Annotated in this window: 23 protein-coding genes and 1 tRNA gene; 12 read left to right on the plus strand and 12 right to left on the minus strand. The window is 51.7% G+C overall.

The window, feature by feature from the left end:
* Position 1 precedes the first annotated feature (1 nt).
* The 6 genes from cas7c to EPN96_08760 all read right to left on the minus strand — a co-directional run bounded on the left by cas7c (position 2) and on the right by EPN96_08760 (position 6,734).
* Positions 2-892: a type I-C CRISPR-associated protein Cas7/Csd2 gene (cas7c, locus tag EPN96_08735; GenBank protein ID TAL16518.1), complete on the minus strand. Its 891-nt coding sequence runs from the start codon at positions 890-892 to the stop codon at positions 2-4.
* A 33-nt stretch (positions 893-925) separates the two neighbouring features.
* Positions 926-2,902: a type I-C CRISPR-associated protein Cas8c/Csd1 gene (cas8c, locus tag EPN96_08740; protein ID TAL16519.1), complete on the minus strand. Its 1,977-nt coding sequence runs from the start codon at positions 2,900-2,902 to the stop codon at positions 926-928.
* Positions 2,889-3,590 carry a type I-C CRISPR-associated protein Cas5 gene (gene cas5c, locus EPN96_08745; GenBank protein TAL16520.1) on the minus strand — a complete coding sequence of 234 codons (702 nt, stop codon included), beginning with the start codon at positions 3,588-3,590 and terminating at the stop codon, positions 2,889-2,891. The genes cas8c and cas5c overlap by 14 nt, the downstream gene beginning before the upstream one ends.
* Before the next feature lie 13 nt (positions 3,591-3,603).
* Positions 3,604-6,033: a CRISPR-associated endonuclease Cas3'' gene (locus tag EPN96_08750; GenBank protein TAL16521.1), complete on the minus strand. Its 2,430-nt coding sequence runs from the start codon at positions 6,031-6,033 to the stop codon at positions 3,604-3,606.
* 157 nt (positions 6,034-6,190) lie between these two features.
* On the minus strand, positions 6,191-6,472 hold the full coding sequence (locus tag EPN96_08755; protein TAL16522.1) for a type II toxin-antitoxin system RelE/ParE family toxin: 282 nt from the start codon (positions 6,470-6,472) through the stop codon (positions 6,191-6,193).
* Complete coding sequence (locus EPN96_08760) at positions 6,453-6,734, minus strand: type II toxin-antitoxin system Phd/YefM family antitoxin (protein TAL16523.1); 282 nt, start codon at positions 6,732-6,734, stop codon at positions 6,453-6,455. The genes EPN96_08755 and EPN96_08760 overlap by 20 nt, the downstream gene beginning before the upstream one ends.
* 126 nt (positions 6,735-6,860) lie before the next feature.
* On the opposite strand from EPN96_08760, the gene EPN96_08765 reads away from it, so the two are divergent.
* Genes EPN96_08765 through EPN96_08780 form a run of 4 tightly spaced genes read left to right on the plus strand, consistent with a single transcriptional unit; the run spans position 6,861 to position 10,577 of the window.
* A complete protein-coding gene (locus EPN96_08765) occupies positions 6,861-8,096 on the plus strand; it encodes a hypothetical protein (GenBank protein TAL16524.1) in 1,236 nt (411 codons plus the stop codon).
* Between the two features lies 1 nt (position 8,097).
* Positions 8,098-8,556: a hypothetical protein gene (locus tag EPN96_08770; GenBank protein TAL16525.1), complete on the plus strand. Its 459-nt coding sequence runs from the start codon at positions 8,098-8,100 to the stop codon at positions 8,554-8,556.
* Positions 8,553-9,995, plus strand: coding sequence for a hypothetical protein (locus EPN96_08775; GenBank protein TAL16526.1), 1,443 nt, complete (start codon positions 8,553-8,555; stop codon positions 9,993-9,995). The genes EPN96_08770 and EPN96_08775 overlap by 4 nt, the downstream gene beginning before the upstream one ends.
* Positions 9,996-10,019: 24 nt before the next feature.
* Positions 10,020-10,577 carry a DUF3732 domain-containing protein gene (locus EPN96_08780; GenBank protein ID TAL16527.1) on the plus strand — a complete coding sequence of 186 codons (558 nt, stop codon included), beginning with the start codon at positions 10,020-10,022 and terminating at the stop codon, positions 10,575-10,577.
* 199 nt (positions 10,578-10,776) lie between these two features.
* On the opposite strand, the gene EPN96_08785 is transcribed toward EPN96_08780, so the two are convergent.
* A tRNA-Sec gene (locus EPN96_08785) sits at positions 10,777-10,874 on the minus strand.
* Between the two features lie 536 nt (positions 10,875-11,410).
* Between EPN96_08785 and asd the strand changes: the two genes are divergently transcribed.
* The 5 genes from asd to EPN96_08810 all read left to right on the plus strand — a co-directional run bounded on the left by asd (position 11,411) and on the right by EPN96_08810 (position 14,249).
* Positions 11,411-12,529: an aspartate-semialdehyde dehydrogenase gene (gene asd, locus EPN96_08790; GenBank protein TAL16528.1), complete on the plus strand. Its 1,119-nt coding sequence runs from the start codon at positions 11,411-11,413 to the stop codon at positions 12,527-12,529.
* 34 nt (positions 12,530-12,563) lie between these two features.
* Positions 12,564-13,124, plus strand: coding sequence for a GNAT family N-acetyltransferase (locus EPN96_08795; GenBank protein ID TAL16529.1), 561 nt, complete (start codon positions 12,564-12,566; stop codon positions 13,122-13,124).
* A gap of 8 nt (positions 13,125-13,132) precedes the next feature.
* On the plus strand, positions 13,133-13,348 hold the full coding sequence (locus EPN96_08800) for an RNA-binding S4 domain-containing protein (GenBank protein ID TAL16530.1): 216 nt from the start codon (positions 13,133-13,135) through the stop codon (positions 13,346-13,348).
* Positions 13,349-13,414: 66 nt separating this feature from the next.
* Positions 13,415-14,029 (plus strand): TetR/AcrR family transcriptional regulator, encoded by a 615-nt coding sequence (locus EPN96_08805; protein TAL16531.1) that lies wholly within the window; start codon positions 13,415-13,417, stop codon positions 14,027-14,029.
* Positions 14,019-14,249 (plus strand): hypothetical protein, encoded by a 231-nt coding sequence (locus EPN96_08810; protein ID TAL16532.1) that lies wholly within the window; start codon positions 14,019-14,021, stop codon positions 14,247-14,249. The genes EPN96_08805 and EPN96_08810 overlap by 11 nt, the downstream gene beginning before the upstream one ends.
* Here the strand turns inward: EPN96_08810 and EPN96_08815 are convergent.
* Both EPN96_08815 and lgt read right to left on the minus strand, forming a co-directional pair.
* Complete coding sequence (locus EPN96_08815) at positions 14,221-15,501, minus strand: hypothetical protein (protein TAL16533.1); 1,281 nt, start codon at positions 15,499-15,501, stop codon at positions 14,221-14,223. The genes EPN96_08810 and EPN96_08815 overlap by 29 nt on opposite strands.
* A complete protein-coding gene (lgt, locus tag EPN96_08820) occupies positions 15,462-16,265 on the minus strand; it encodes a prolipoprotein diacylglyceryl transferase (GenBank protein TAL16534.1) in 804 nt (267 codons plus the stop codon). The genes EPN96_08815 and lgt overlap by 40 nt, the downstream gene beginning before the upstream one ends.
* 151 nt (positions 16,266-16,416) lie before the next feature.
* On the opposite strand from lgt, the gene EPN96_08825 reads away from it, so the two are divergent.
* Positions 16,417-17,247, plus strand: coding sequence for a phosphodiester glycosidase family protein (locus EPN96_08825; GenBank protein TAL16535.1), 831 nt, complete (start codon positions 16,417-16,419; stop codon positions 17,245-17,247).
* Positions 17,248-17,659: 412 nt separating this feature from the next.
* On the opposite strand, the gene EPN96_08830 is transcribed toward EPN96_08825, so the two are convergent.
* The gene (locus tag EPN96_08830; protein ID TAL16536.1) at positions 17,660-18,538 is read right to left on the minus strand and encodes a hypothetical protein; all 879 of its coding nucleotides are present in this window, start codon (positions 18,536-18,538) and stop codon (positions 17,660-17,662) included.
* A gap of 244 nt (positions 18,539-18,782) precedes the next feature.
* Here EPN96_08830 and EPN96_08835 point away from each other — a divergent pair, with 244 nt between their 5' ends.
* The gene (locus tag EPN96_08835; protein TAL16537.1) at positions 18,783-22,127 is read left to right on the plus strand and encodes a PAS domain S-box protein; all 3,345 of its coding nucleotides are present in this window, start codon (positions 18,783-18,785) and stop codon (positions 22,125-22,127) included.
* A gap of 210 nt (positions 22,128-22,337) precedes the next feature.
* Entirely contained in the window at positions 22,338-22,814 is a 477-nt protein-coding gene (locus EPN96_08840) for a hotdog fold thioesterase (GenBank protein TAL16538.1), read from the plus strand.
* Positions 22,815-23,188: 374 nt separating this feature from the next.
* Here the strand turns inward: EPN96_08840 and EPN96_08845 are convergent, their stop codons facing one another.
* Positions 23,189-23,716: a hypothetical protein gene (locus EPN96_08845; GenBank protein ID TAL16539.1), complete on the minus strand. Its 528-nt coding sequence runs from the start codon at positions 23,714-23,716 to the stop codon at positions 23,189-23,191.
* A gap of 122 nt (positions 23,717-23,838) precedes the next feature.
* Positions 23,839-25,122: an NAD(P)/FAD-dependent oxidoreductase gene (locus EPN96_08850; protein TAL16540.1), complete on the minus strand. Its 1,284-nt coding sequence runs from the start codon at positions 25,120-25,122 to the stop codon at positions 23,839-23,841.
* Positions 25,123-25,148: the final 26 nt, after the last annotated feature.

Here is a 25,148-nt window from a genome sequence, read left to right on the forward strand (position 1 = left end):
TCTACACGCCGTCTATAATTTCAGGCGTGGGCCAGTTTCCGGCAGTGTCATTCGGCCCTTTGCCGGGTTCAAATGCTAGCAGGTTTTGCAAATCACCAGTTTCGCGGACAGTCAAGCTTCTGTGAACCTTTGCAGAGGAGGCCTGCCCGCTTGGGGAGTTGTGTTGCCACCATACTACTTTGAGGACTTCCATACTGCCCTCGGGGCGGGCAGAAGACGCATCATTTTCAAAAATGCGAGGCAAAACAGCCTTGATTGAAAGCGCGTCTTCATCACTGAATCCGGTTCTAACGGCGAGTTGAGGATTCATGCTGCCGAAAAAAGCGTAAATTCCAAGATCGACGCGGTGCTTCATACCCATCGTATCTGATCCTCGCTTGGTTCCATCACCTTCGCTGCTAACGCTTTTGGTTATCTGTGTGCTGGTAATACTGACAGGTGAAAGGCTGAACGCAGACTGCAGGCTGACAGGTCCTCGTATGCCTATTGAAACGCCTTTGTCATCGCCTGCCTCTTCACCTTCCTTGCCCTTGCTCTTCTTATCGTTTTTGGCCTTGAAAGCGAAAAGTTGACCGAAAGTCCGCACGTCAAGCCAGGTTTCGCACGCTTTTTTAGCTATTTCTTTCGGTAATTTGATTCCGGAAAGCACTGCATCCGCACGAGACTTCAAACTAACGTGATCATCAAGCTTGTTGTCGTCTGATTGAACAAAGATTGCCTTTCCGCCTTCCATCAGCCGGTTGCGTATCTTACGCTTTAAACAAACGTCTGTAATTTCGCCCAAGCCTTCATATGTGGAGCGGGGCCGGTTGCCGTTCAATGGGTCGCCGTTGGGGTTTGCGTTCGTAACCCTGAAAACTACTGCAAAATCGATTTTGTTTTTCAGACTCATGACAATCTCCTTTTTTCAGCTGAATTTCAGCGGTTATTCTTCATTATCGTCATCGGCAACGGTTTCCTCCTGACCCTCCACCTGTCCTTTGGAAGTGTGCAACGCACTCCGCTGACAGTGATAGCCGAGAAGGAATTCTCCGGAGAGAGACTTATCGGACGTAAAATCATCAATCGCAAAAGAGTTGATTACCTCATCAATTTCGCGCTGAATGTTGTAAAGAAAGCCGGGGCGTTTGGCGCTCAATCTGACCTTGTAAGGCGTCAAACCGGTTTCGATAATGCGCCATGTGGTGAAGGGCCTGTCAGCAAAACGTTGCATAAGCTTTTCAGCGCTTGTTGATCTTGGCTCTCCGCCCAAATAAAGCGCAAGACTTTCCAAATTCTCCGCGAGCGCGAGTAGCCGCCCGTAAAGGTAATCTCTGGTTTTTCTTTCCCGCTCCAGCGACATTTGATAGCTCCTTTCCTTATGACAATATTTGAAAAGCGCACATGCTATTCCAAGAGCCTTTTCCCATTCCCAGTGTCCGATACCGTTTCGATTGCTCGCCCGCCTGACGCATGATTCAACCAGATCGCGCGGGAGCGGTGCACCGTCGATGATGCACGGCAGAAGACGCTTTATAGTGGCTTTTCGCAATTTATCGTCGATTCTCCTGCCATACGCTGTTTCCGCGACATCCCGTGGAGCAGGGGCACCAATGAAAATGCGTGATTTGCGTTCTTTCCGGGGCCGTTTGTCTCCGGGGTCTAAACCAAAATTTAGACGCCAAATACACTCCCTGTGCCAAGTTTCTATGCGGGCAAGGAACTCTGAACCCGTAAGTTCACGGTAATAGCTGATCGCCATGCGTCCGGGAGTTGCCGAATCCAGTGCCATAACAACAACATCTTTTGTGGAACCGAGTTTTGAGCGATAACCGGCTATCTTTTTTGCGAGGGCATTTCCAACTTCTTCGGCGGTATATACGCTCTCTTGGATTTTCTTTTCCTCATCATTCCCGAACGAAAAGGAGTAGGAGTCTAAAAGCGGATTAGGGACAGCCACTCCGGAAACCGCCCAGGCAACAACTGCCAGATCTCCATCCCTGCTCCCTTGCCGGGCGATAAGCCACCTAAGGGCGCTGTGGGCCTTTTGCGTGACTTGAAAACCGACGCCGCAGGCTTCATCAGCGGTGGAGAAACGGCCCCGGAAGGTAAAGCCTGAACTATCGTTGGACGAAATCAGCTTTGCCTTGTCTCCGTCATTCCGGATTTTCGCTGGATGTTGTTCGGACAAATCGCTTTCAATTCCCGTAACGAAACATATTCCTCGCCGGGCCTCACGGCTTCCATAGTAATTTTCCCAGGATTTCCACAGTTCTTTGTCCAACCAGACCTCTGACAGGGGATCACCGGGAATTTCTACGCTCCATCGTATGAAGGCATCCGCCTGCCACGGTTTAGGGTTCCCTTTGTTGTCATACCCGCCGGACAAGAGTTTAAAAATATCAGGGGCCTCTTTATCAGGCCACTCATTGATCATCTTCTTTGTCTCATCCGTGTAAAGAACCGTTGCCTTCACAAGATCTGATATAACCTGTTTCCTTTCGATATATCTCAATACAGCACAGACTTTTTGATGGCTGTAACCCGACGTGCACCACCCGGATAACAGCTTTTTGTAGTTTTCGTATGGTTCTTCGGGTTTATTGGCAAAACCAGATGTAACTTCTCCCCCGAACTCAATAAAGTCTCCGGCTAGATATTGAAGCTTATCGCAGAGCGGAAAACAGGCGGGTTTTTTTCCGCTTCTTCCTGCCGATTCTTCGGTTGCTGGAATTATGGTTCTCGAATCTGTTTTGGGTACTACCGAAGCTCCGAGGAAGTTTCCGTCTGCGTCTATCGTGATTGTTATGTGTGCCTTTTGCGTTGTATGACAAATCGGCAACAAAGGAATTTTATCGTTCCGATCCCCAATCGCGCCTGTGTTGTTCTCGTAGGTTTGATAAAGCTTTTCAATCCAGCTCATCGAGTAGTCCCTCCTCTTCCAGCCCGACTGATTTCGGCGGGTCGGGAATCATTTCCCTGACGAACTTTCTAATCGCGCAATCCTCAGGGCGAGAGAACTCTATTACCCCGTTAACCATTACCGGTCTCCAGAACCGGCTGTGGAGTTCGTTAATCCCGGTTTCGTCCGGGTAGTCGAAGCCGTGGAACATAAGTCCGTAAGCGAGTTCTCCGCCGCCGTCGTACTCCCCTTCGCCTTCGCCGAATTCGCAAGGCTCCACATAGCCCTGACACTCGCGGGAGCCTAAAAAGATATCCTGCCGCCCTCCCTTTTCGACCATCCTCTGGACGATGCTCCAATGCTTCCCGTCACAACGATCCTTTTCCAAGTCAGGGCGGTAAGGATTCCACTCGAAGTGAGCCTGAACCTGATATTCGACATCCGAGAGATATGTATATATTGCGAGTGAATTACCGCCTCCATATTCCAGAGGCTTGACACTCTTGGACTGCGTGCGTATCGGGCGCATTACCCGCACTTTGTCGATAACCCAGGTAAAGGTCGGTTTCCAGTAAACTGACTTCGCTATACCCTTTAGAGCTTCATAGGTAGGAATGTGGTAAGAGCATTTTTCCCCTCCGATCCGTGTCAGTGGGTCGGTAAAGAGGGCGTAGCGTCCCGTTATCTTGAACTCAATTATGTTCCTCATGAATTATCTCCCGTCAAAATCTGTATATCTTCAGATCTGCGACTTCGTCGGTGCTTGCTCCGAATTGTTCACTGTAATACCTCTCGCCGAGGTAAAAGATTTCACTACCCTCCCAAACTTCGATCAAAGCGCGTTTTTCCTTCAACATCTTGATTTCACTTGGGAACATATTGACCGAATACCGTTGTGCTTCTTTTAAAAGGCGACGTTTTTCCTGGTGAGATGAGGCGGCGCATAGCTCACCGATTATTCTGGTTCCTTCTTCCCCATAGTACACTATGACGCCTTCCGTCTCCGAATCAATGACCTCGAACTCTTTGGCCGCAGTCATGAACGACTGGTGAAGAAGGAATGGAGGGAGTTCATTATGGGCGCGGTGATAAGCGGCAACCGCTTTCTCATTCGTGGAGAGCAAGGAAAGAATATCCGTCTTTACGCCCAGGTTTTTCCCCGAGACGGGAAATGCCATTTCGTGGGATCTTCCGTAAAAGTAGTATTCGTAATAATGGTTCATTATCGCCGGGCTCTGGCGGTCGGAATCGAATAACTCCGGGTTGGCCTTAAACTCGCGTAGCACTCTTTCAGCCTTTTCTTTGGCTTCCCGGATATCCGGGAGTTTGTCCAGATTCTCGTTTTCCGGGTTTACTATCAGAACCTTCCCGGTCGGACGCCCTCCGTTACGATTGCAACGACCAGCCGCTTGGGCGATGGAATCAAGGCCAGCCAGATAGCGAATTACCGAGCCGAAATCAATATCCACCCCAGCTTCGATAAGCTGGGTGCTTATGCAGATAACGGGCTTGGGATTGTCCGGGTCCAGGAGCTTCTTTATTGCATCGATAACGTTTGTTCGGTGAGCCGGACACATACTTGTACTCAGGTGAAAAACCTGTTCCGCCCGCCCGTTTAAAAGCTGAAACAATTTCCGGGCCTGTTTTTTCATGTTGACGACAATCAAAACACTTCCGGTTTCGCCCAGCAATTTTAACGCCAGTTCCGCAACTTCATCAGCACACCATTTTTCAGGCTTACAGAGGTCTTCAATGGTGACTCTGTTCAATCGCCTAAAGCGGTCCTCTTCTTCGGAAGATATGATCCGGGGGCAAGCAGAGAGTTTTGCGACCCCTTTGTCTGGATCAACCTTATCCAGCAATGGTTGGGTCGCCGTACAAAAAACGGCTGTTGAGTTGCAGTTTTCCACCAGAAAATTTATTGCATTGTTGAAAATGTGAACCATTCGTATCGGAAGAGTCTGGATCTCGTCAAATATTATGACTGCGTTAGCCAATTGATGCATACGGCGGGCGCCGCGAGTGCCGTCCGAAAAAAGAGTTTCAAGAAATTGCACTGCCGTTGTGTAAACTATCGGTGCATCCCAGTTTTCGGAAAGGATTTTGCTCTGTTCCGTATCCTTTTCCGGTGTGAGGTTTGAATGATGTTCCAGAACGACCATCCTGCCACTTTCTTCGATAGAAGCGAAAACAGAGCGGGCAACGCTGGCGTTCTGGTCTATGATAGAGGTATATGGAACCACATATATGATGCGTTCCATTTTGTGGTATTGGGCATGGTGGAGGGCGAAGCGGAGGCTCGACAGCGTTTTTCCTCCGCCGGTGGGAACCGAAAGCTGGTAAAGCCCTTGTGCGCTGGGTGCGAAATTCAGGCACTTTGCTGATATGTCGGCCCGAATCTCATCGATTGGGTTTCTTGTCTTGAAGGTTGCAAGATGTGCTTCAAGTTTCTCGATCAGCAATGTCCATTCGGGCTTGCCCGCCGGTTTACGCCCTGCAGAGTCCAAACGATCCGCATCAATCAAAGCACTGAATAAAAAACGGGTTAGAAAACCAAGCATGAATTGTTTTATTTTGAGTGATTTTTCACCTTTTAATAATATTTCAAGTCGTTGGGATAGTTCCTTTTCCATGTCTTGAGACGATAGCAGGGCGTTGACATGGTCCTGGATCGACACATCTAGCTTGGGGATGACTTCATCGGTATGTGTTTTGTGCTTGTCTTTTCCAATGCGGCTATTAAACGCATCATTACCATCTGGTGAAAGACAATCAATTAAACCGGAATGATGGGAGGCTATGCAGAGCGCCAATATCTGACCAGCCAAATGGGAGGGAGGCTCTTTTTGCTTTAAAACTTCCCAAAGATATTGAGCGCCTGCCGAAGAGTGGTCAATCTTCCCTTTTCGTTTGCTTGCATCAACATATTTAGCGTCGCCAGGGCTCAGCACGCCGCCTGCTGACTTAAGATAGTCCTGAAACTCCTCGCTGTATTTTCCTAAGTCATGGAGCAAACCGCATATCTCGCCCAATGAGGGAACGCCGAGTTTTCCTGCAAAAACCGACGCCATATCGGCAACGTTGCTAAGGTGTTTTTCAAGCGGTTGCCAATCGGATTTGTCCGGGCGGTCGGTCGAGTGAGCAAAAAACATGTCCCCCCTCCAAAATCTCGAATTTTTTCACTTTTATCAGAATAGCATATTAAATTTTTTGCGACAGATGCGGAAAATTCGTCGCCGTCCAGAGGAAGGGGCGAAAGCGATTCTGTTCCGAGATGTGCAGGGTTTACGCACATCAGGAGAAATAGGGTTAGGGCCGAAGTAGTTTGTGGCCCTCGAAAACGGTTAGCACCGTCAATTTGTCGGTGGTGATCTGGTAGACGATCCGGTAATTCCCCTCCAACGCCTCGCGCACGTCCTCCCTTGACAGTTCCGGCACCATCCGGTTAGACAGCGGCGCGTCCAGCGCCTCCTTAGCCTTCTGGCGAAGCTTGGAGACAAACCGCTTCGCGGCAGGTGGGTTGTCGGCGGCGATGTAGCGGCCTATCTCGTTAAGGTCGCTTATGGCCCGACTAGTCCAAGAGAGCTTCATCCAGATGCCCCCTCAGGTCTTCATCGTCAACAACCCTGCCAGCTTTAACATCGGCAAGACCCGCTTCAACGGCGGAAACGAACCTTGCCCTTTCCGTGAGCTGGTCAAACTCGGCAGGCGAGATGAGCACACCAGCGGCCTTGCCGTTTTGCGTAATGACAACGGGGCGGTGCGACGCTTGCACCTGCCGAATCATCTTCGAGGCGTTGTTTTTGAAATCCGAAAGGGAAACAATATCTTCTGAAACGTGGATAGCTGCCATGACCTGATTCCTCTGAGAGGTTTATTTCACAGCCTAAATATAGGCCAGAATATGGCCCGATACAACTTTTTTTTAATGGGTGCAAGCTGTTCCCACGTTGAAATGTAAACTCAAAAACTGGCGAAAATGACCAAGCCAAAAAAACTTGAAATTTATAACCACAAAAGAGTATTTTGGAAAAAACCAAGGTTGAATGCGGTATTTTATATTTTTAAGGTGGAGAACGATAAATTGGACGACTCACCAGTTTCATCTAGTGCCAGTGCTTCTTCAGCGGGAACTGTTTATCAATTCTATATTGCACTTGCGAAATGTTTTGAAATGCTTTCAGCGCAGAGGGTTTTGATCGAAATATTAGGTGATGTTACTGTTTATGGGCGTGAACAATTTGAAATTAAATGCTATTCCGACCCATTAACTGATAATCATATTAACTTTTGGAAAACACTTTGCAATTGGATGGATAGTTCTTTCGATGAATCAGGTTATTCATCGTTAGTATTGGTAACAACTCAGAGCTATGGGAGCAAAACTAAGCTCGCCGAATGGAATGAAGCTAGTGTGAATAGAAGAATATCAATTTTAGAGGAAATAAAGTCAGATTCAGAAAGCAGGTTTATTGCTAGTGGAGAAAAGGAGCCGTCTCAATCTCTTATTAAACAAAGGAAACTGTTTTCTTGTGATCCAGATAAATTAAAAAGAGTAATTGGAAAGGTGTTTATTGATGCCAATTCGCCGTCGTTAAGTAATTTACTAGAAGAAATAAAACAAAAAAATCTTAAAGGCATTTTGGTAAGAAAGAAAGACGATTTTGTAAATTCTTTGATGGGGTTTTTGGTAAGTCCGGCAATAATTGTTGATAATAAATGGGAAATAACTTATGAAAACTTCGAAGAGAAGGTAAGGACGCTTACTTCTACCTATTGTCGAGACACGCGTATTTTTCCAAGGAAATATTTCGATCTTCTTCCTCAACAAGATAAGGTTGAAAGTTGCAAGGAGAAATTGTTCGTTAAAAAAATTAACGAAATAGAATATCATGAAGTAGTGCCTGAAGCTATAAATAATTATATTAGTACTACTAATACAATCCTAAATGAATTTAAAAACTACGATATAAAGCCATCTAGATATGATGTTTACGAAGAAGAGGTTTTGAAAAATTTTACGGCACGGTACCGATTCAAGGCTAGAAATGTTTCAGATGTAATTAGAGATTCAAAGAATTTTTATGATGAAGTGCTTTTGAATACGCAAATATCATTTACAGGTTTTACTGATATTCCGAGTGGTTTTTGCAACGGTGTGATTCATATTAATTGTGATGATGCTGAAAAAAATATGAAGTGGAGACTCGAATAAAATGAGTAGCGCAGTCCAAAACATCAAAGTTTTGAATAATAATCCCTTTATTTTAACCGCTTTGATACCAGCGTTTTATTCAACAGTCGAGTCTAGAGTCAATAACTTTGTTTTGGCATATTTAGTTTTTCCCCTTGTTCTCCCATCTCAGTCAAGAAGATTTTTAATAAATATTCGAAATAATAGCTCACTGCATACGCTAGCTAGGAATAGGAAAAATATTTATGGGCTTCAAGAACGTGTAGCAAATTATCGCAAGCTTACCAACGCTTGTATACAATATTCGGTAGATAGCGAGTTGATAAGTGTTGAAAACGATTTGTCAGTAAGTTTTAAAAAAAATTTTAGCGATGATATTTGTCCTGAAAACAGCATAAAAGCTGCAAAAAATCTTGGCAAACTATTAGGTAAATTTGATATACCAACAGTATATCGAAGACTTGGAGTTAAAGAGCTATGAAATCGTTTATCAAACATATTGGTGTGGTGGATAAAGATAATTTAGTCCACTTTATTAGCTTGACCTCTGGAGTAAATGTTATTACTGGTAAGTCTTCAACTGGTAAAAGTGCTTTGATAGAAATTTTCGATTTATGTTTTGGTAGCTCTGATTTTACTGTCCCAGAAGGTGTTATTACTGATAATGCAGAAATATATTTCACCGTAATTTGTATAAAAGATACTAATGTTATATTGGCTAGGAGGCGAGGAGATGCGAGCGGATTTATAAAAGAAGAGACGGACCATGAATTAGTAGCATCAACCAAAATTTTCAAGAAAGAATATTTTACAGAAAATTATTTCATCCCGCTGCCTGATTATAAAAAAGAAATTGGTCGCTGTTTTGGTTTAAACATAACTGACGTAGATTTGAACACATCTGAAAGGCAATATCGTGGTGGTAAAAAAAGCCCAACGCCATCAATAAGAAGTTTTACTTCCTTTATGCTGCAACATCAAAATTTAATTGCTAATAAACATGCAATATTTTATCGATTTGATGAAAAAGAAAAACGAGAACAAACAATCGAACATCTTAAGATTTTTTTGGGATTTGCTGATCAGGATTATTTTCTTAAGAATCAAGAACTAAATACTTTGATGGAGGAACAGCGACTTATAGAGCGACAAATCCCACAAATAGCGCTCGCAAGAGAAAATACAAAAAATGAAATTAATAAAGTTTTGCAAGAATACTTATCAATAAGCGGCACGAATTTTAGTATTGGTTCTGTCGATGAAATATTGCGGCATCCTCAAAGGGCGCTAGATAGTTTGAAGAAATTTAAAATAGTTGTCCTTCAGGACTCAAATGAACAGATAATCCAGTTGAAAAAATATATTGAAGATAGGGATCAATTTGAGGCTAAATTGAGAAGTAGCAAAATTAAATTGGAATCTATCCAGTCTTCAATTAAATTCGCAAAACGTTACGAAAGTAATGCTGCTGGAGTAAAGTACCCTCTAACAGCAGAAATTTATGCTTCAGAATGTCCATTTTGTAATGCAAGCAATGATGCTATTGATTATTATGCCAATAGGCTAGACGAAGCCATAAATTGGTTAAATGAAGAATTAAGGCTTTCTCCATATATGCTCGAATCATTTGAAGAGGAAGAAAATAAGGTAAAAAAAGAAATTGATGGATATCGCAAAAATATTATTGCTATTAATAAGGAAATTAACGCGATAGAAACACAAATTAAAGAGCTAGAAACATATCGTTCTCAGTACGAGTTAGCGCTAAAATCTAAATTACAAATTGAAGTGGCGTTAGAGCGCTTGGTTGAAAAAAATACAAGTGACTTAGATACTGCGCTTAATGAGATAAAAGAAAAAATTTCAAAGTTACAGAATTATATCCTTAAAACTTATAATATTAAAAGCAAATTAAAATAAGCTGAGGAGGAGATAAAGGAATTTATGGCGCAAATTGGTTTAAATTTTGATTTTGAAGAATCTTATCAGCCTATTGCACTGAGATTTACATTGGATACTTTTGATCTTTGGCACCAGAAAGAAAATGGGCAAAAAGTTTTTTTGAGGTCAATGGGAAGCGGCGCTAATTGGCTATATTGTCATATAACTCTATTTTTATCACTTCATAAATATTTTTGTGGTCTTGGCAATAACTGCAAAATTCCTTCTATACTTTTTCTGGATCAGCCCAGCCAAGTTTATTTTCCAAGTGTGTTGGACATTGGCCCAAATTTTGATGCAGTGGCGATTGCAGAAAAACAAGGAGATAGCAGAAAGCGAAAGGTCGATGAAGACATAAAGGCTGTACAAAATTTGTATTTTCAACTTGTTAAGTTTTGTAACAAAACTTTTGAAGAAACGGGAATAGAGCCACAGATAATAATAACTGATCACGCCGATAATTTAGAGCTTGAAGATGGATACGAGTTTAATAATTTCGTAAAAGATCGGTGGCGTGATTACGGTTTTATAAAGTTAGAAGGAAATTCAACTAAAACTTAATATCATTTTTTTACAAGATAGGTTTTTTATAAAAAAAACGGCCCGCTTTTCAGCGGGCCGTTTTGTGTTTGATATCTGCGGAAAAAATTTATCTCTCATATCCCCTGTCCCCCCGGTGTCCTCCCCGATGATTATTGTAAACTTATAACGATAAAAAAGGGGTTAGGCGTTATCGGCCTAACCCCTTGATTTTATTGAGTGGCGGAAGTGGATGGGAATCGAACCCACCTACGACGCTGTTCACGCCGTACACCGGATTTGAAGTCCGGGAGAGCCACCAGTGCCCTAGCCACCTCCGAATTTTTTTCGGCTTCCTCTTTCGGCGAATGGCTGCGTCGCTACTCGGTCGCGCTCCTCGCCGTATTCCCGATACTGTCTTCGTCGCGCTCCCTGCGGGCTCCTTGCCCTTCGCCGAAATAGTTTGCCGCGTAACTTCAGCGAAGTCGTCTCGCCGTAGCGCTGCTACTGTCTCGCCCTTTCGCTACGCGGCTCCTTGAATACGGGTCTCTCGCGACGCTTTTTAACTCTCCATACTACCCTTGTCTTCGTCGCACGCCCTGCGGGATTCCTCGCCGGATACGCAAAGCCGCGCCGGGTATATCTTTATGTCCTGCGGGATCCTTGCCCTTCGCCGAAATAGTTTGCCGTATAATCCCCGCCTGGTCATCGAGCCTTTCGCTGCGAGGCTCCTTGAATACGGGTCTCTCTCGACGCTTTTAAAGTCTCGCCAATATTAGGAGCCTTTAGGTTTTTCGTCAATAGTGGTTGCCGAGAGGTCTTGGGGATGCAATAATACGCGCCCATCTTTATTACTTTCTCCAAGGAGTTGTGACATGTTGCGGGTCGGGTTCGTGGGTTGGCGCGGGATGGTCGGTTCGGTGCTTATGGACCGGATGATGGCCGAGGGTGATTTTAAGGGCTTCGAGCCTGTTTTCTTTTCGACTTCGCAGGTGGGGTTTCCGGCTCCGGAGGTGGGCATCGCCGCGCCGCCGCTGGCGGATGCTTTCGATCTGAAGACTCTTTCCTCCCTCGACGTCATCGTCACCTGTCAGGGCGGCTCCTACACCGAGAAGGTCTACCCGGAGCTTAGGAAGAGCGGCTGGAAGGGTTACTGGCTGGACGCGGCTTCGACCCTGCGCATGAAGGACGACGCGATCATCGTGCTCGATCCCGTCAACCGCGCGGTCATCGACAAGGGGCTCCGCGTCGGCGTCAAGAACTACGTCGGCGGCAACTGTACCGTGAGCCTGATGCTGATGGGGCTCGGCGGCCTCTTCGAGAAGGGGCTCGTGGAGTGGATGTCTTCGATGACCTATCAGGCGGCCTCCGGCGCGGGCGCCCAGAACATGCTGGAGCTTGCCCGCCAGATGGCGTACCTGACGAAGGCTGGCGGGGATATGATTCCAAACCCCGCTACGGCGGCTCTCGATCTCGAAAAGGTCTTCACGGCGGCCCTCCGCTCGGGCGAGTGCCCGACGGCGAATTTCGGAGCTCCGCTGGCGGGCAGCCTCATTCCGTGGATCGACAGGCTGGTGGATAACGGCCAGACCCGCGAGGAGTGGAAGGGGCAGAGCGAGACCAACAAGATTCTCGGCCGCTCGGCCAATCCCGTCCCGGTGGACGGCCTGTGCGTGCGCGTGGGCGCGATGCGCTGCCACAGCCAGGCGCTGACGATCAAGCTCAACCGCGACGTGCCCCTTACGGATATCGAGGGTATCATTAAGTCGTACAACCAGTGGGTGAAGTTCGTGCCCAACGACAAGCCCGCGACGCTGGCCGAGCTTACTCCCGCCGCCGTCACCGGCACCCTCACTGTGCCCGTCGGCAGGGTGAGAAAGATGACGATGGGGCCGGAGTATCTCGCGGCCTTCACCGTGGGCGACCAGCTCCTCTGGGGCGCGGCGGAGCCGATAAGAAGGATTATGAATATCGTCCTGGAGCACTTGAAGTAGAGCTTCCGGCGAATTTTATCCAAAGGAAAAGGGCATGTTCAATTTCGCGGTACACCGTAAGATTCTACAGCTCAAAAGCGGAACGAGGGTGCTCCTTCGCCCGATGACCTCCGAGGATACCGGCAAGCTCGCCGGCCTCTTCAAGTCGATTCCCGATTCGGAGGCTCTTTTTCTCAAAGACGACATCCGAAACAAGAAAGTCATAAAAGGGTGGACCGACAACATCGACTTTAACAAGGTCATGCCCCTCATGGCCTGTGTCGAGGATCGCATCGTGGGCGATTGCTCGCTCCACCTCGGCACCGGCTCCGGAAGGCACATGGGCGAGATTCGGATACTCCTCGCGGAGGATTTTCGGGGGCAGGGGCTCGGCAGCGCGATGATTCTGGAGATGGAGGAGGTTGCGCGCAGGCTGGGACTCATCTTCCTCAAGGGCGAGGTGCTGCTCGACCAGATCGGCCTCGTGAAGGCTTTCAGGCGGCTCGGCTTCGACCTTCGCTGCACTCTGGACGACTATTTCATCGCTCCCGACGACTCGACCCACGACGTTACGATACTCCTCAAGCGCCTCGTCAAGGTCGAGTACCGTTTTTAGGGTTGCCGATGACTCTTGAAGTCAGAATCGACACCGAATTCATCCGCCTCGACCAGTTCATGAAGCTCGCCGATCTCGCTCAGGGCGGAGGCGAGGCGAAGATGCTGGTGCAGGGCGAAGAGGTGAAGGTCAACGGCGTGGTGGAGACGAGAAGGGGCAGAAAACTTCGCCCCGGCGACATCGTCGAGACCGGCGGCCGCTCGGCGAGAGTAATCCAGGGTTAGTTGCGAAGGCCGTCCTCAAAGGGCGGCCTTTTTGTATTTTCCAGACTTGAACAGCGAAGGAAGCGGATGAGCCAGCGCCGCCGTATGCGTCCGGAGATCAGAAGAAAGCAGATTCTCGACACCGCCGTGCGTTTCTTCCGCACCGTCGGCTACGAGGCGGCAAGCCTGCGCGATCTCGCAGCCGACGTGGGGATAAACAAGGCCACCATCTACCACTACTTCAAGTCCAAGGAAGAGATATTATTTCACATCATCGACGACGTGGGGGAAAGCCTCCTTAGGGGGCTTCGCGAGGAGCGGGCGAAAAATTCCGACCCGCTGGACGGCCTCGAAGCGATGGTGCGCTTCCAGATAGGCTACATGGAGGGGCATCTGGAGGAGATAAAGGTTATCGTCGAGGAGCAAAAGAGCCTCGGCTCCGAACTGGCCGAACGTACCCGCGTGACGCAGGGTAAAATCCTCGAACTTTACGAAAAGACCCTTACCGAGTGCATGGACAAGGGGTTGGTAAGAAGGGTCCACCTCGCCACCGCGGCCTTCTCGATTCTGGGCCACATAAACTGGCTCTACCAGTGGTATAAACCCACCGGCGCGCTCACCATAAGCCAGCTTACCGAGGAGATAGTCTCCATCCTTCGCGAGGGGCTTTTTCTGCGAAAGGGCGGGCAGGGTGAAGGTTGACGTCTACCTCAGCCGGGGCGAGCCCAAGGCGATAGCGATGGGGGGGAGAAGCCTTCGCATCGAGAAGCTGGAGGACAGGTGGAACGGCGGCTCTCACCGCTATTTCAAGGTAATCTGCGCGGACGGAGCGAGGTACATACTTCGGAACGACACCGAAAAAAACCAGTGGGAAGTAATTCTCTACGAAAGAATCACTGATCCGCCCAGAGAGGCAAGCTGAGGGCGGTAGGCTCCCCTCCGTTCGGACGAAAGAGAGCCCGCACGGTGTACTGGCCCATCGGAAGCGGCCTGCCGTGGGTGTCGGTCAGCTCCCAGATGAAGTTCCTAATCTCGCCCTGAGCCATCTTTACCGGCGTTCCCAGCGTGCTGGAGGTGAAGACCACGTTGCCGGCGGCGTTTAGCACCTCAATGGGGTATTCGCCGTCGATCGCTATCGGCTCCTTCGCAGCGAGCTGGAGGGTCACGCGCCTGTCCTCCCCCGGCGGGCAGTCGAGGCAGCGGAAGGTAGCGCTCTCGCTCTCCTCGAATTCCTGGCCGAGGGACTGCCTGCTTCCAGAGACCCTTCCCACCAGCTCCGCCACTCCCTTCTTTTCCCGGAGAACCTTGCCTATGGCCGTCCTGTTCGCGTCGACGGAAAGCTCGCCGAGGGCGCGGATAACCGCTTCCGCGTCGGCCTCGCCAAGTCCGTAGACGTCGGGGTGGGCTTCGAGCCAGATGGCGCCATCGGGAGTCAGGGCCAGTCTCGTCTGAAGGTAGACCGACACAAGTTCCATCCCCGGCCGGGCGATTCTGACCAGCTTTTCCATGTCTTCCGCCCCGAGCCGTATGTGTTTCGCCGATTCGTGGGTTCCGATGGTGGAGGTGAAGGGGGTCGCGTGGAGGGAAAGATTGAAGGAGGTGAGCGAAATCCAGTAGGGGCCGAGTGAGTTCGCCTCGTCCGGCGGGGAATGGCGCCGGGAGGAGAGGGATTCCCGTTCCCGCTCAATCGCCCGGGAGCCGGGGTAGGCGCGGTCAGGAAATATCCCGGCGGAAAGGATCGTGAAGTCGCCGGTGGGGGTCTGCTTCTTCGGGTCGCCGAAGCCCGCCGGGTAACGGCCGAGAAGCTGTCCGCCCTCGAAGCGGTAGAGCATGCCCCCGGCTATGTCCGCCACTAAACCGTTGCCGCTGACGGAGGGAACAACCCTGCGGGTGTTTATCGTCAGAATCTTTCCGGCGGGAAGTTTTTTAACGTCGGTGATGGAGTTGTCCCGCATGATAGAGGAGACCTTGACGCCGTGACGGGCGCTAAGGTAATCGAGGGTATCTCCCTGCTCGACAAGAACTTCGCGGTACTCCCCGGAGACGGAATTGAACACCGGCACCGAAACAGCCGCTCCCTTCGCCCCGGAAGGCAGGAGGCCCAAAAGAACGGCGAGGGCCAGCAGCCTTCGCATCAAGCCGCCAGGTTTCTCCGAAGAGAAATGAAGAGCCATACGAATCCCGCGATTATGAAGGGGATGGAGAGGTACTGGCCTTCCGTCAGCGGAGACGATTCGGGTGAGAGGGCCTGGTATTCCTTTACGAATTCAACCAGAAAGCGGCCCGAGAAGTAGAGGATCAGGCACAGGGAGATCATGACCCCTCTCGGCCGTTTCTCCCCTCCGAGGAGTTTGTCGGCAAGAAGGAGGAGGAAAAGGATGAGAAAGCCCATCAAGGCCTCGTAAATCTGGCTGGGGTGGCGGTAGGGGACCTTTTCGGGAGACAACAGGTAATCGAACCTCGGGAACTTCACCCCCCAGGAAACGCCGGTTACCCTGCCGACTATCTCCGAATTCATGAAATTGCCGATGCGTACCCAGGCCGCGGCCCAGGCGATGGAGAAACTGAATCTGTCAGCCACCTCCTCCATGCTCATCTTTTCGCGGCGGGAATACCACCAGAGGGTTATCACGAGAGCGATAGCCGCGCCGTGGCTGGCGAGGCCGCCCTCCCAGAAGGCCAGAATCCTCACGGGGTGGGAGAAAAAATAGCCGGGCTCGTAAAAGATGACGTGACCGAGCCTCGCGCCTACGATAACCGCGAGGACGGCGGGCATCAGAATGCGCTCCGCCGCCTCTTCCGAGCGCCCGGCGCGCAGCATCTGCCAGCGCCAGAGGAGATACCCGCCGAGAAGGCCGACGAGGAAACAGACGCCGTAATAGCGTATCTGCAAAGGCCCGATGTGGACAAGGACCGGGTCAACGTTCCAGACGTACAAAAAAAGCTCCTTGAAAAAACAAACTTGCGGGAAACACCCCGGAGAGTATGCAAAAAGGTTTTAATTTCGTAAAGGTCAAAGCACTCTTGAATTAAAACCGTTATGATTTTAAAAGTATCCGAGACTTTATAACACCCTGAGGAATAAGAGGTTGGACAAAACCTTCCGGACAAGGCTTAAAAAGGCGGCGGTATTTCTTGCGGCCCTGTCGGCGCTTGTCTTTTTATCAGTCAGGCTTGCGGGCGTCCCCGGCTGGTCTTCCCGTTTCAAGACCCTCGAACCGGGGGTCGAATTCGCGGAATTTGAACTGTCTCCGGAGGCGGGCGACGGGGACAGCCTCGTCCGCGTCGTGAGAATAGACCCCAATCTGCTCACAATGAAACTTTATTCGGCCCTGGAGCCCGGCGAAGGAGGGGTCAGCAGGACGGTCAGGGATTGGGCGGCCAGAAAAAACCTGTGCGTCGCCATCAACGCCTCGATGTACCAGGAAGACGGCGTCACGAGCGTCAGCCTTCTTCGGAAGCGCGGCTACGTCAACAACCCCCGCCTTACGCAGAACCAGTCGGTGCTGCTCTTCGACCCCGTCGAAGACGGTTTGCCTCCCGTGGACATCATCGATCTCGAAGAAGAAGACCTTGCCAAACTGGAGAAGTACGAGGGGGCGGTGCAGTCCATACGGATGCTCTCCGGCAAGCGCGAAAACACCTGGACCCGGCAGGAGAAAAAATGGCCCGCCGCGCTCGTCGGAATGGACAAAAAGGGGAGGGTGCTTTTCATCCACACAAAATCCTCCCTCTCCATGCACGACCTCGTCGAAATCCTGCTGGACCTTCCCATCGGCCTTAAAAAACTTCAGTACGCCGAGGGCGGCAACGAGGCCCAGCTTCTCGTTGACGCCGGGAGTCTGCGCGGGTTTTATGCTCCGGCGGGGGTGGGGTGGGCGGTGCCGAACGTTTTGGGTTTCGAGAGAAAACAGCAATAATCCGGCGCATCCTTTCCGTCCCCGGCATCGTCATGTCCTCGCTCAAGGTCTCGACGTAGCGCTGCTACTGTCTCGCCCTCTCGCTGCGGGATTCCTCGCCGGGAACGGAAAGCCGCGCCGTAGCTTTAGCGAAGGCGGGTCGCCGAAATAGTTTGCCGGATTTGAAAAAACTTCTCCGTTATTCATGGGCATACGAATGTAGGTTGCGGTTGAGCGGCCAAACCCCGGAAGCAAGACTGTTGTAAAAGCTGAACCGTCTGCGGATCGAGATTATCGTAACCGGTAAGCGAAACCCAACAATTACAATTTGGATTGTTTAAGAGACGAAAAAGGGGAGGAGCGAATGCTCTTCCCCTTTTTGTACTCAGTAAATTGCCCGAAGGCGCTGGCAGTGGTTTTTTTGTTAACCTGTTTACTTCGCCACTGGAGTGAGGATTATCTCCACCCTGCGGTTCTTGATGCGGTTGGCCTCTTTGTCGTTCGGCGCGACGGGATGGTACTGGGCCTTGCCGACAGCCTCCATGCGGGCGGGGTCGATCGACTTGCCCCACTGGAAGTAGCGCACCACGGATGCGGCCCTTGCCGCGGAGAGTTCCCAGTTGGAGGGCCATTTGTCTTTGATGGTGGGACCGACGGCCATGTCGTCGGTGTGGCCCTCGACGCGGATTCTGTCTTTGGAGCCCGCCAGCGCGCCGGCGACCTTGTCGAGAATTACCGCGCCGGAAGCTTTTATCTCGGCGGTGCCCTGATCGAAAAGGATCGAGTCGAGAACCCTCAGGGAAACGCCCGTCTTCAGCTTTTCAATCTCCACGTTCTTGTCGGCCAGCTCTTTTTCGAGGCGTTTTCTGAGATCCGCCTCCTGCTGGCGGATCGCCTCCGCTTCCCTGCGCGCTTTTTCAAGGTCTTCCTTGATAGCTCCCGACTCGTCGCGGCACGCCTTGAGAGCAAGGTTCAGTTCCTGACTCCCGGTGCTGCCCTGCATCGCGGTTAGCTTGCTCTGGGCGGCGAGAAGGTCGGCCTGAGCCTTCTTCAGTTCGCTTTCGGTTCTTTTGAGCCCGGATTCGCAGCCGAAGAGGCCGGTTTTGTTCTTGTCCAGTTCGGTGCGGGCGTTGTTGAGTTCGGAACGCAGTTTTTCCTGCTCGGCCCTTGCATCGTCCCTGTCCTTGTTGCAGGTTCCAAGGTCGGTCTGGCAGGCGGCAAGCGCCGCTTCCTTCTCGGCATAGAGCTGCTTTGATACGCCGCAGCCGGCCAGGAGAGAAGCCGATGCCAGGATAATCAATAACCTTTTCATAAAAAGGCCTCCTTAAGTGGAGTGTGTTCAGCTAATAGTCCGGTTAGACTATAGGGCATGAAAACAACAGTCAAGAGGGGAAAAACCAGTAAATTCCCTGCTTTTCATAAAGTTGAGGCAATTTATTGTAAATTGTATTAAAATAGTAACAATTATCATGTTCGACGTAACATCCTGAAAGAACAGATTGAACTCTCCCGCAGGATGACACGGCGTCCGGGCAAATCCTTACGGATGGGCAGTGATGACCACAGAGACCGAATCTCATCTTAAATTCGTAGGCTACGCTGTACTGATTGTGGCCGGGCTTCTGGTTTCCATTATCATGGGCCTCTACCTGTTGCAAAAGACCCAGATAGGAAGGGAGGTCGACGCAAGCCTCAGGTCAGCCGAAAACCTGCTTCACTTTCACGTCGATAAAGACACCGAGATTATAAGCGCCCTCCTCGATCAGACAATCGAAAATCCCGAACTGAAAGACGCCTGGAATAAAAACGACCGTAAAGCCCTTCTTTCCGTCGCCGAACCCCTTTACTGGAAAGCCAACAGGGATTTTCGCATAACCCATTTTTACTTCCACGATACGAACGGCGTGAATTTCCTGCGAGTTCACACCCCCGCCAGGTTCGGCGACAAGATAGACAGGGTATCCCTCAAAAAGGCGATAAAGACAGGGAAGCCCGCATCTGCGCTTGAACTGGGCCCCCTCGGCACCTTTACCCTGCGGGTCGTGTATCCGTGGCGCGACAAGGGGCGGGTAATCGGGTACGTGGAGATGGGTGAGGAGATCGGCCACGTTCTCCAGAGCCTGAAGACGACTCTGGGCAACGACTGGCTGCTTACTCTCAATAAGGAGTGGCTTGATCGCGCTGGGTGGGAGACCGGGGCGGGTTTCTTCGGAAGCCGTTCAAAATGGGACGATTTTTCCTCCATCGTCGTAGTCCAGAGCACATTTTCGGAGAATCTGGCCGAGTTCGGCAAAACACTCAATTCCCCCGCGCCTTCAAAGAGAACCGATCTGGAAACGGAAATCGGCCTTCGCCGCTACCGGGTGGACTGGGTTTCTCTCGGCGACGCCGGCCGCGGCGAAGTGGGAAGGCTTTATATCTTCGTAGACGTCACAGAGCAACAGATGATTACCCGAAGGCTCTTCGCCACGATGATCCTCATCGGGATGCTCGGAATAATAGGAGTTATCGCCTTTTTCGTCTTTTCCCTCTCCAGGCAAAAGCGCCTGCTTCACTCGATGCACCTCGAAAACCTCCTTTCGGAGAGCAAAAAGAGAGAGGAGGAGCGCGAGCAGCACGTAGCCCAGATCGAAGAGGCGAAGGAAGCGCTCTCCCGCCAGACTCTGCTTCTGGGGTCGATACTCGACGCCATACCTACGCCGATAACCTTCAAGGATTCCGAGGGGCGGTACCTGGGCTGCAACAGCGCCTACAGCGACTTTTTCGGCTTGTCCCAGGAAGAACTCAAGGGCAGGAAACCGGAAGATGTCTTTCCGGGGGATGACGGCGTAATAGAACAGGAGGCGGACAGGGCGGTTCTGGAGAAGGGCGGGAGAATATCCTACGAAATGACGGTCAAGGACCTTTCAGGCAGCAGGAAGGATTTATTCGCGTCAAAGGCCTCCTTTCACTCCCCGGACGGACGCACAGAAGGAATCGTCGGGGCAATGTTCGATATAACCCAGCAAAAAGAGGTCGAAAGGCAACTACGTGAGAGAGAAGAGCGGCTACGGTCGATCTTCTCCAACGCCATGGACGGAATCTACGCCTGCGACCCCTCCGGAAAGTTTATTTCCGCAAACCCCGCCCTTTGCAAGATGCTGGGCTATACCGAAGAGGAGCTCGCGGAATTTACCCTTACCGACGTAACTCACCCGGAAGACAGAAGACAAAGCTCCCTTGCCCTCGCGCAGGTGCTTACCGGCAACCGCCAGACCGCGAACATAGAGACCCGGCTCCTCTCCAAGAGGGGCGAGGTGGTTCTGGTGCGGCTCACCGCCTCCTGGGTCTTCGACGAGCGCAGAAACCCGCAATTCACCATCGGCATAGTTCACGACGTAACGCAGGAGAAGGCCTCCGAGGAAGACCGCAGGAGGCTTATAACCGCCGTCACCCAGGCTGACGAGGGGATCGTCGTCACCGGCCCGGACGGGGTGATCCTGTTCGTAAACCCGGCCTTTGAGAGGATAACGGGCTATACCGCCGAAGAGGCGGTGGAAAAAAAAACCGACATCCTCAAAAGCGGTTTACACAGCGTCGAATTTTATGAAAATCTCTGGAGGACGATCCGCTCCGGCAAGGTCTGGAGGGGCGGCTTTACAAACAAGAAGAAGAACGGAGAAGTCTACAAGGAGCGCTGCACTATCTCGCCCGTCCGTGACGACAGCGGGCGGATAACCAACTACGTCGCGGTCAAGCAGGACATCTCGCGGGAGACCGAGCTCGAAGACCAGCTTCGGCAGGCGCAGAAGATGGAGGCGGTCGGCACCCTCGCCGGGGGAGTCGCCCACGATTTCAACAACCTTCTTCAGGTGATCAGCGGCTGTACCCAGATTATGAGCCATACTCTGGAGGATAAGCCGGAAAACGTTTACCTGGAAAAGATATCTTCCGCCGTGGACCGGGGAGCCGACCTTGTAAACCGCATCCTCACCTTCAGCAGGCCCAGCCCTCAGGAGATACACACCTTCTCGATAAACCTGAACGTCGCAAACGCCTTGAGAATGCTGGAACAGGCGCTTCCGAAGAACGTCGTCATTGAAAACAACCTTGCCTCCGGGCTTTCTCCCATAAACGGCGTTCCCGACCAGATAGAGCAGATCGTAATAAACCTTGCCACGAACGCCAGAGACGCCATGCCGGGCGGCGGAACGATAAGGGTGACAACCGCCAACGTGCCGGTATCGGCGGGGCTGGAAGGTGAAGCGAAGGGGCCTTTCGTCAGGCTTCTGGTGGAAGACAGCGGGCAGGGCATCGCCAAAGAGATACGCGACAGGATTTTCGAGCCCTTCTTCACCACCAAGGAGGTCGGCAAGGGCACGGGCCTCGGCCTCTACACCGTCTACAACATCGTGAGAAATCACGACGGTGAGATCTTCTGCCACGCCCTGCCCGGCGGAGGGACAGGTTTTGAAATACTCTTCCCGGTCGCCGCCGAGCGGCGCAGGCTTGTGAAAGAGGCGAAGCCCATTCCCGCTTCGAGACTGCCCGAAGGCAAGGAGAACATCCTCATCGTCGACGACGAGCCCGCAATACTCATGTCCACAAGGGAACTTCTGGAACTTCGGGGGTTTCGGACCTCCGGAGCCCTGAGCGGCGAAGAGGCCCTTCGGATTTACTCCGCCGACTGGGAGAATATAGACCTCGTTATGGCTGACCTCGGCATGCCCGGCATGGGAGGCGTAGAGTTGATTTCGGAACTGAAGAGGATCAACCCTAAAGTCAGAATCATCATCGCCAGCGGATACGCCGAGAACACCATTGACGAGCAGATGAAGGGTTTGAGCTCTTACATTTGGGTCAGAAAACCCTTCAGATTCGACAAACTCGTCCTCTCTGTGCGAGAAGCCCTCGACAACTGATTCCCTGATAAAACTTCTTCACGCCATAAAAAAAACCGGCAGCGGTTGACCGCGCCCGGCCTTTGCATTATCCTTCTCTTGCGCTTTAAAACCACGTTATATTCCATTGTCGTCTCCCCGGAGACCCTTTAGCGCGTGATGAAAAAGGTGGGGAAGCATTGGAGATAAAAACAAAGGGTGTGTTTGCCAGCACCTCTAAACGAGGGTTCCATGCAGGAAATCCATGTCGCCGAAAGTGAAGGCCGGGAAAGCACGGCGCTCAAGAACCTCTCCAACAGCGAGCCTTTTGCCCGCCTGCTTGGAATCCGCTGCCTTAAGGTCGATCCGGGTTACGCGCTTTGCGAGATGGAAGTTTCAGGCTCTATGACCAACCTTTTCGGAACCGCCCACGGAGGAGCCATCTTCGGGCTTATGGACGAGGCGTTCCAGCTTGCCTGCAACTCCCGGGGGTGCGCCGCCTACGCCCTGAATATCTCGGTGACTTACGTCACGGCCTCGAGGCCCGGCGACGTTCTTGCCGCCGAGGCTGTCGAGGTCGCGACGACCGCCAGAACCGGTGTTTACGATTTGAAGGTTACCCTGAGAAACGGAACCCTGATAGCTTCGGCGCAGGCCATAGCGTACAGGAAAAAAGAGCCCGCGCCGTTTCTTGCCGTAGATGCGGATTCCACGGGGCAAAGCGCCTGATCTTCCTTCGCTAAAACCAATAAGTCGGGGAATTATTCGCCGAAAGAGGAAGACGGGGCGGAAAGGATGCGCCGGATAACAGCCGGAAAACTTGTCAAAAACGTCGCGAGAAGCCCCGTATTGACCTTCGCCCGAGAAACAACACCAATATCCGACGAGTGAGTTTACCGGCGCGGTTTTCCGCTCCCGGCGAGAAATCCCACAGCGAAAGGGCGATGCAGATAACGGCCTGAAAGCTTGTCAAAAACGTCGCGAGAAGCCCCGGATTCAAGGAGACGCGCAGCGAGAAGCGAGACATAACCGGGTGTTAGGCGAGCGACGAGCGAGCACGCGACGCGGTAGACGGGGCTCGCAGCAGTTTTTGGCAGGCTTTCCTAGCGGTATTCGACCTTCTCCTTATACTCCGCCAATCTCGATTTCAGATGGTTTACTTCCGTCAGAAGCCCCAGAGTGTCCACTCCCTTGCCTGTAGCCGTGCGGATGTTGACGTCGGCGTTGTCGAGAATGGTCGCGGCCGACCCGATTGAGAGGTTGAGCGCGGACTCGTGGTCGGGTATGAGGAGATATTCCTTTGGAATCGAGGTCACCGCCGCCGCCTCGATGAATTCCAGGGCTATCTTGGCTCTGGCTATCTCTTTTTTCAGCATCTCGCTCAGGTCGTAAGGGGACTGGGCTTTGCGTATCTCCAGATAACTGTCCGCGTCTTCTTCGGCGAGGGTCAGAAACTCCTTGGCGTAAGCCAGAAACACGTCCGTTTCGCCTCCGCAGAGCCTGCATATTTTCGCGAAGAGCGCCGAGTGGCTCGCCAGAGTGACGTAGGCGAGCGCCCCGCCGGCAGGCGTGGCCCTCCTTGAAGCGAGCATGTCGAGCCACTGGGAAAGAGGGATATCGGAAAAACGCATGATCATTTACCTCTGGCGCTGTTATTGAGAGAAAAACCGCCTGCGAGAGATACCCTAAGAGTGCCACGCGCCGGGGCTTTGACAACCGTGAGGGAATGAAATCGCTCTCCTGCGGCTAAAGGTTATTTCCGCAGGAGCGACCCCAGAATCCCCCTGAAGGAAAAAACCGCGCTGGGGTTGGCGGTTTCCTCCAGAATAGCTTTTATCCTTCTGCGAAGAGGGGTGCTCCTCTCGGCCAGGGCGATGAAAAGTTCGCTGCGCCAGGGGCTTGCCAGCCATTTTTCGGCGATGAAGTAGCCCCTGTATTTCGGCCGAAGCACGGTGTCGATCTCTTTTGGGTAAAGACCAAGTTCGCCGGGGTTCCCGGTTTTGAGCGCGGTCGATACCGCCTTTGCCGCAAGCTCCGCCGATTCCATAGCCTTGCCTATCCCTTCGCCGGAAAAGGGATAGGTCGTCCCGATGGTTTCCCCCGTCGCCAGTATTCTCTCCCCCAGCAGCGGAGGAGCGCCCTGAAACCCGCAGCGCAAGGGGTGGCCGAGCCAGGGAGAGCGGGCGCTGGCGGCGGAGACGAGTTCTTTCCCTTCGGGCAAAATCCCCAAAAACCTCTCGAACTCCGAGTAGAGATTGATTCTCAGCGAACGGGAGCTTCTGGAGGTATAGCCTATTCCTACGTTGAAGAGTCCCCTGCCCATCGGGAAAACCCAGCCGTAACCCGGAATGTCGTCTCCGCAAAGAACTATCCGCATGCGCGGGTAATCGTGGCTGGAACTCACGTAGCACCTTATAGCCGCGCTGTAAGGCGGTATCCTTTCGCCCGAACCGATCTTCCGGACGAGTTCGTGGCTCGTTCCTGTGGCTACGATTGCGTAGCCGGCGCGGATTTCGGCGGTGGAGTCCTGAAATTTAAGAGTCACTCCGCCAGCGCCCTCCACAATGTCCGAAACCTTCGCCCTGGCGAAAACCGCGCCTTCCCGGATAGCTGTTTCGGCCAGTTTCGCGTCGAGAATCTTTCGTTGAACCACCCTTGTCAGAGCGGTGCCGTTTGCGGTGCGTTTTTTGCGGCTGGTGATTGAAAAAGTGTTGACCGGGTAGGCCGTTTCTTCAAGCCACTTTGAAAGCCCCGCCCTTTCGAGGCAGGCGGAGGAATCCCTGATCAGGCCGTCTCCGCAGGTCTTGTTCCTGGGAAACCCGGCGCAGTCGGCGAGAAAAACCCTGTACCCTTCCCTTGCCAGGTGCAGCGCCGCGATGGAACCCGCCGGGCCTGCGCCTACTATGGCGACGTCCACCTCTTCGCCGTCCGCCTCCGAAAGGCTGGATTGCCGGACGGTCAGGGGAGGGGTGTGGAGACTGAGAAGTTCGTCCTCGGTCCGTATGGGTATTTTTTTAAACAGTTCCAGAGAATCCATTTAAGCAGCCTGCCGAATCGAAGAAA

The organism is bacterium, assembly GCA_004322275.1.
Taxonomy (GTDB): domain Bacteria; phylum Desulfobacterota; class Deferrisomatia; order Deferrisomatales; family BM512; genus SCTA01.

Coding starts and splice junctions, on each gene's coding strand:
- cas7c (TAL16518.1), bottom strand. CDS start 892: ATGAGTCTGAAAAACAAAATCGATTTTGCAGTAGTTTTCAGGGTTACG.
- cas8c (TAL16519.1), bottom strand. CDS start 2,902: ATGAGCTGGATTGAAAAGCTTTATCAAACCTACGAGAACAACACAGGC.
- cas5c (TAL16520.1), bottom strand. CDS start 3,590: ATGAGGAACATAATTGAGTTCAAGATAACGGGACGCTACGCCCTCTTT.
- EPN96_08750 (TAL16521.1), bottom strand. CDS start 6,033: ATGTTTTTTGCTCACTCGACCGACCGCCCGGACAAATCCGATTGGCAA.
- EPN96_08755 (TAL16522.1), bottom strand. CDS start 6,472: ATGAAGCTCTCTTGGACTAGTCGGGCCATAAGCGACCTTAACGAGATA.
- EPN96_08760 (TAL16523.1), bottom strand. CDS start 6,734: ATGGCAGCTATCCACGTTTCAGAAGATATTGTTTCCCTTTCGGATTTC.
- EPN96_08765 (TAL16524.1), top strand. CDS start 6,861: ATGACCAAGCCAAAAAAACTTGAAATTTATAACCACAAAAGAGTATTT.
- EPN96_08770 (TAL16525.1), top strand. CDS start 8,098: ATGAGTAGCGCAGTCCAAAACATCAAAGTTTTGAATAATAATCCCTTT.
- EPN96_08775 (TAL16526.1), top strand. CDS start 8,553: ATGAAATCGTTTATCAAACATATTGGTGTGGTGGATAAAGATAATTTA.
- EPN96_08780 (TAL16527.1), top strand. CDS start 10,020: ATGGCGCAAATTGGTTTAAATTTTGATTTTGAAGAATCTTATCAGCCT.
- asd (TAL16528.1), top strand. CDS start 11,411: ATGTTGCGGGTCGGGTTCGTGGGTTGGCGCGGGATGGTCGGTTCGGTG.
- EPN96_08795 (TAL16529.1), top strand. CDS start 12,564: ATGTTCAATTTCGCGGTACACCGTAAGATTCTACAGCTCAAAAGCGGA.
- EPN96_08800 (TAL16530.1), top strand. CDS start 13,133: ATGACTCTTGAAGTCAGAATCGACACCGAATTCATCCGCCTCGACCAG.
- EPN96_08805 (TAL16531.1), top strand. CDS start 13,415: ATGAGCCAGCGCCGCCGTATGCGTCCGGAGATCAGAAGAAAGCAGATT.
- EPN96_08815 (TAL16533.1), bottom strand. CDS start 15,501: ATGGCTCTTCATTTCTCTTCGGAGAAACCTGGCGGCTTGATGCGAAGG.
- EPN96_08830 (TAL16536.1), bottom strand. CDS start 18,538: ATGAAAAGGTTATTGATTATCCTGGCATCGGCTTCTCTCCTGGCCGGC.
- EPN96_08835 (TAL16537.1), top strand. CDS start 18,783: ATGACCACAGAGACCGAATCTCATCTTAAATTCGTAGGCTACGCTGTA.
- EPN96_08840 (TAL16538.1), top strand. CDS start 22,338: ATGCAGGAAATCCATGTCGCCGAAAGTGAAGGCCGGGAAAGCACGGCG.
- EPN96_08845 (TAL16539.1), bottom strand. CDS start 23,716: ATGCGTTTTTCCGATATCCCTCTTTCCCAGTGGCTCGACATGCTCGCT.
- EPN96_08850 (TAL16540.1), bottom strand. CDS start 25,122: ATGGATTCTCTGGAACTGTTTAAAAAAATACCCATACGGACCGAGGAC.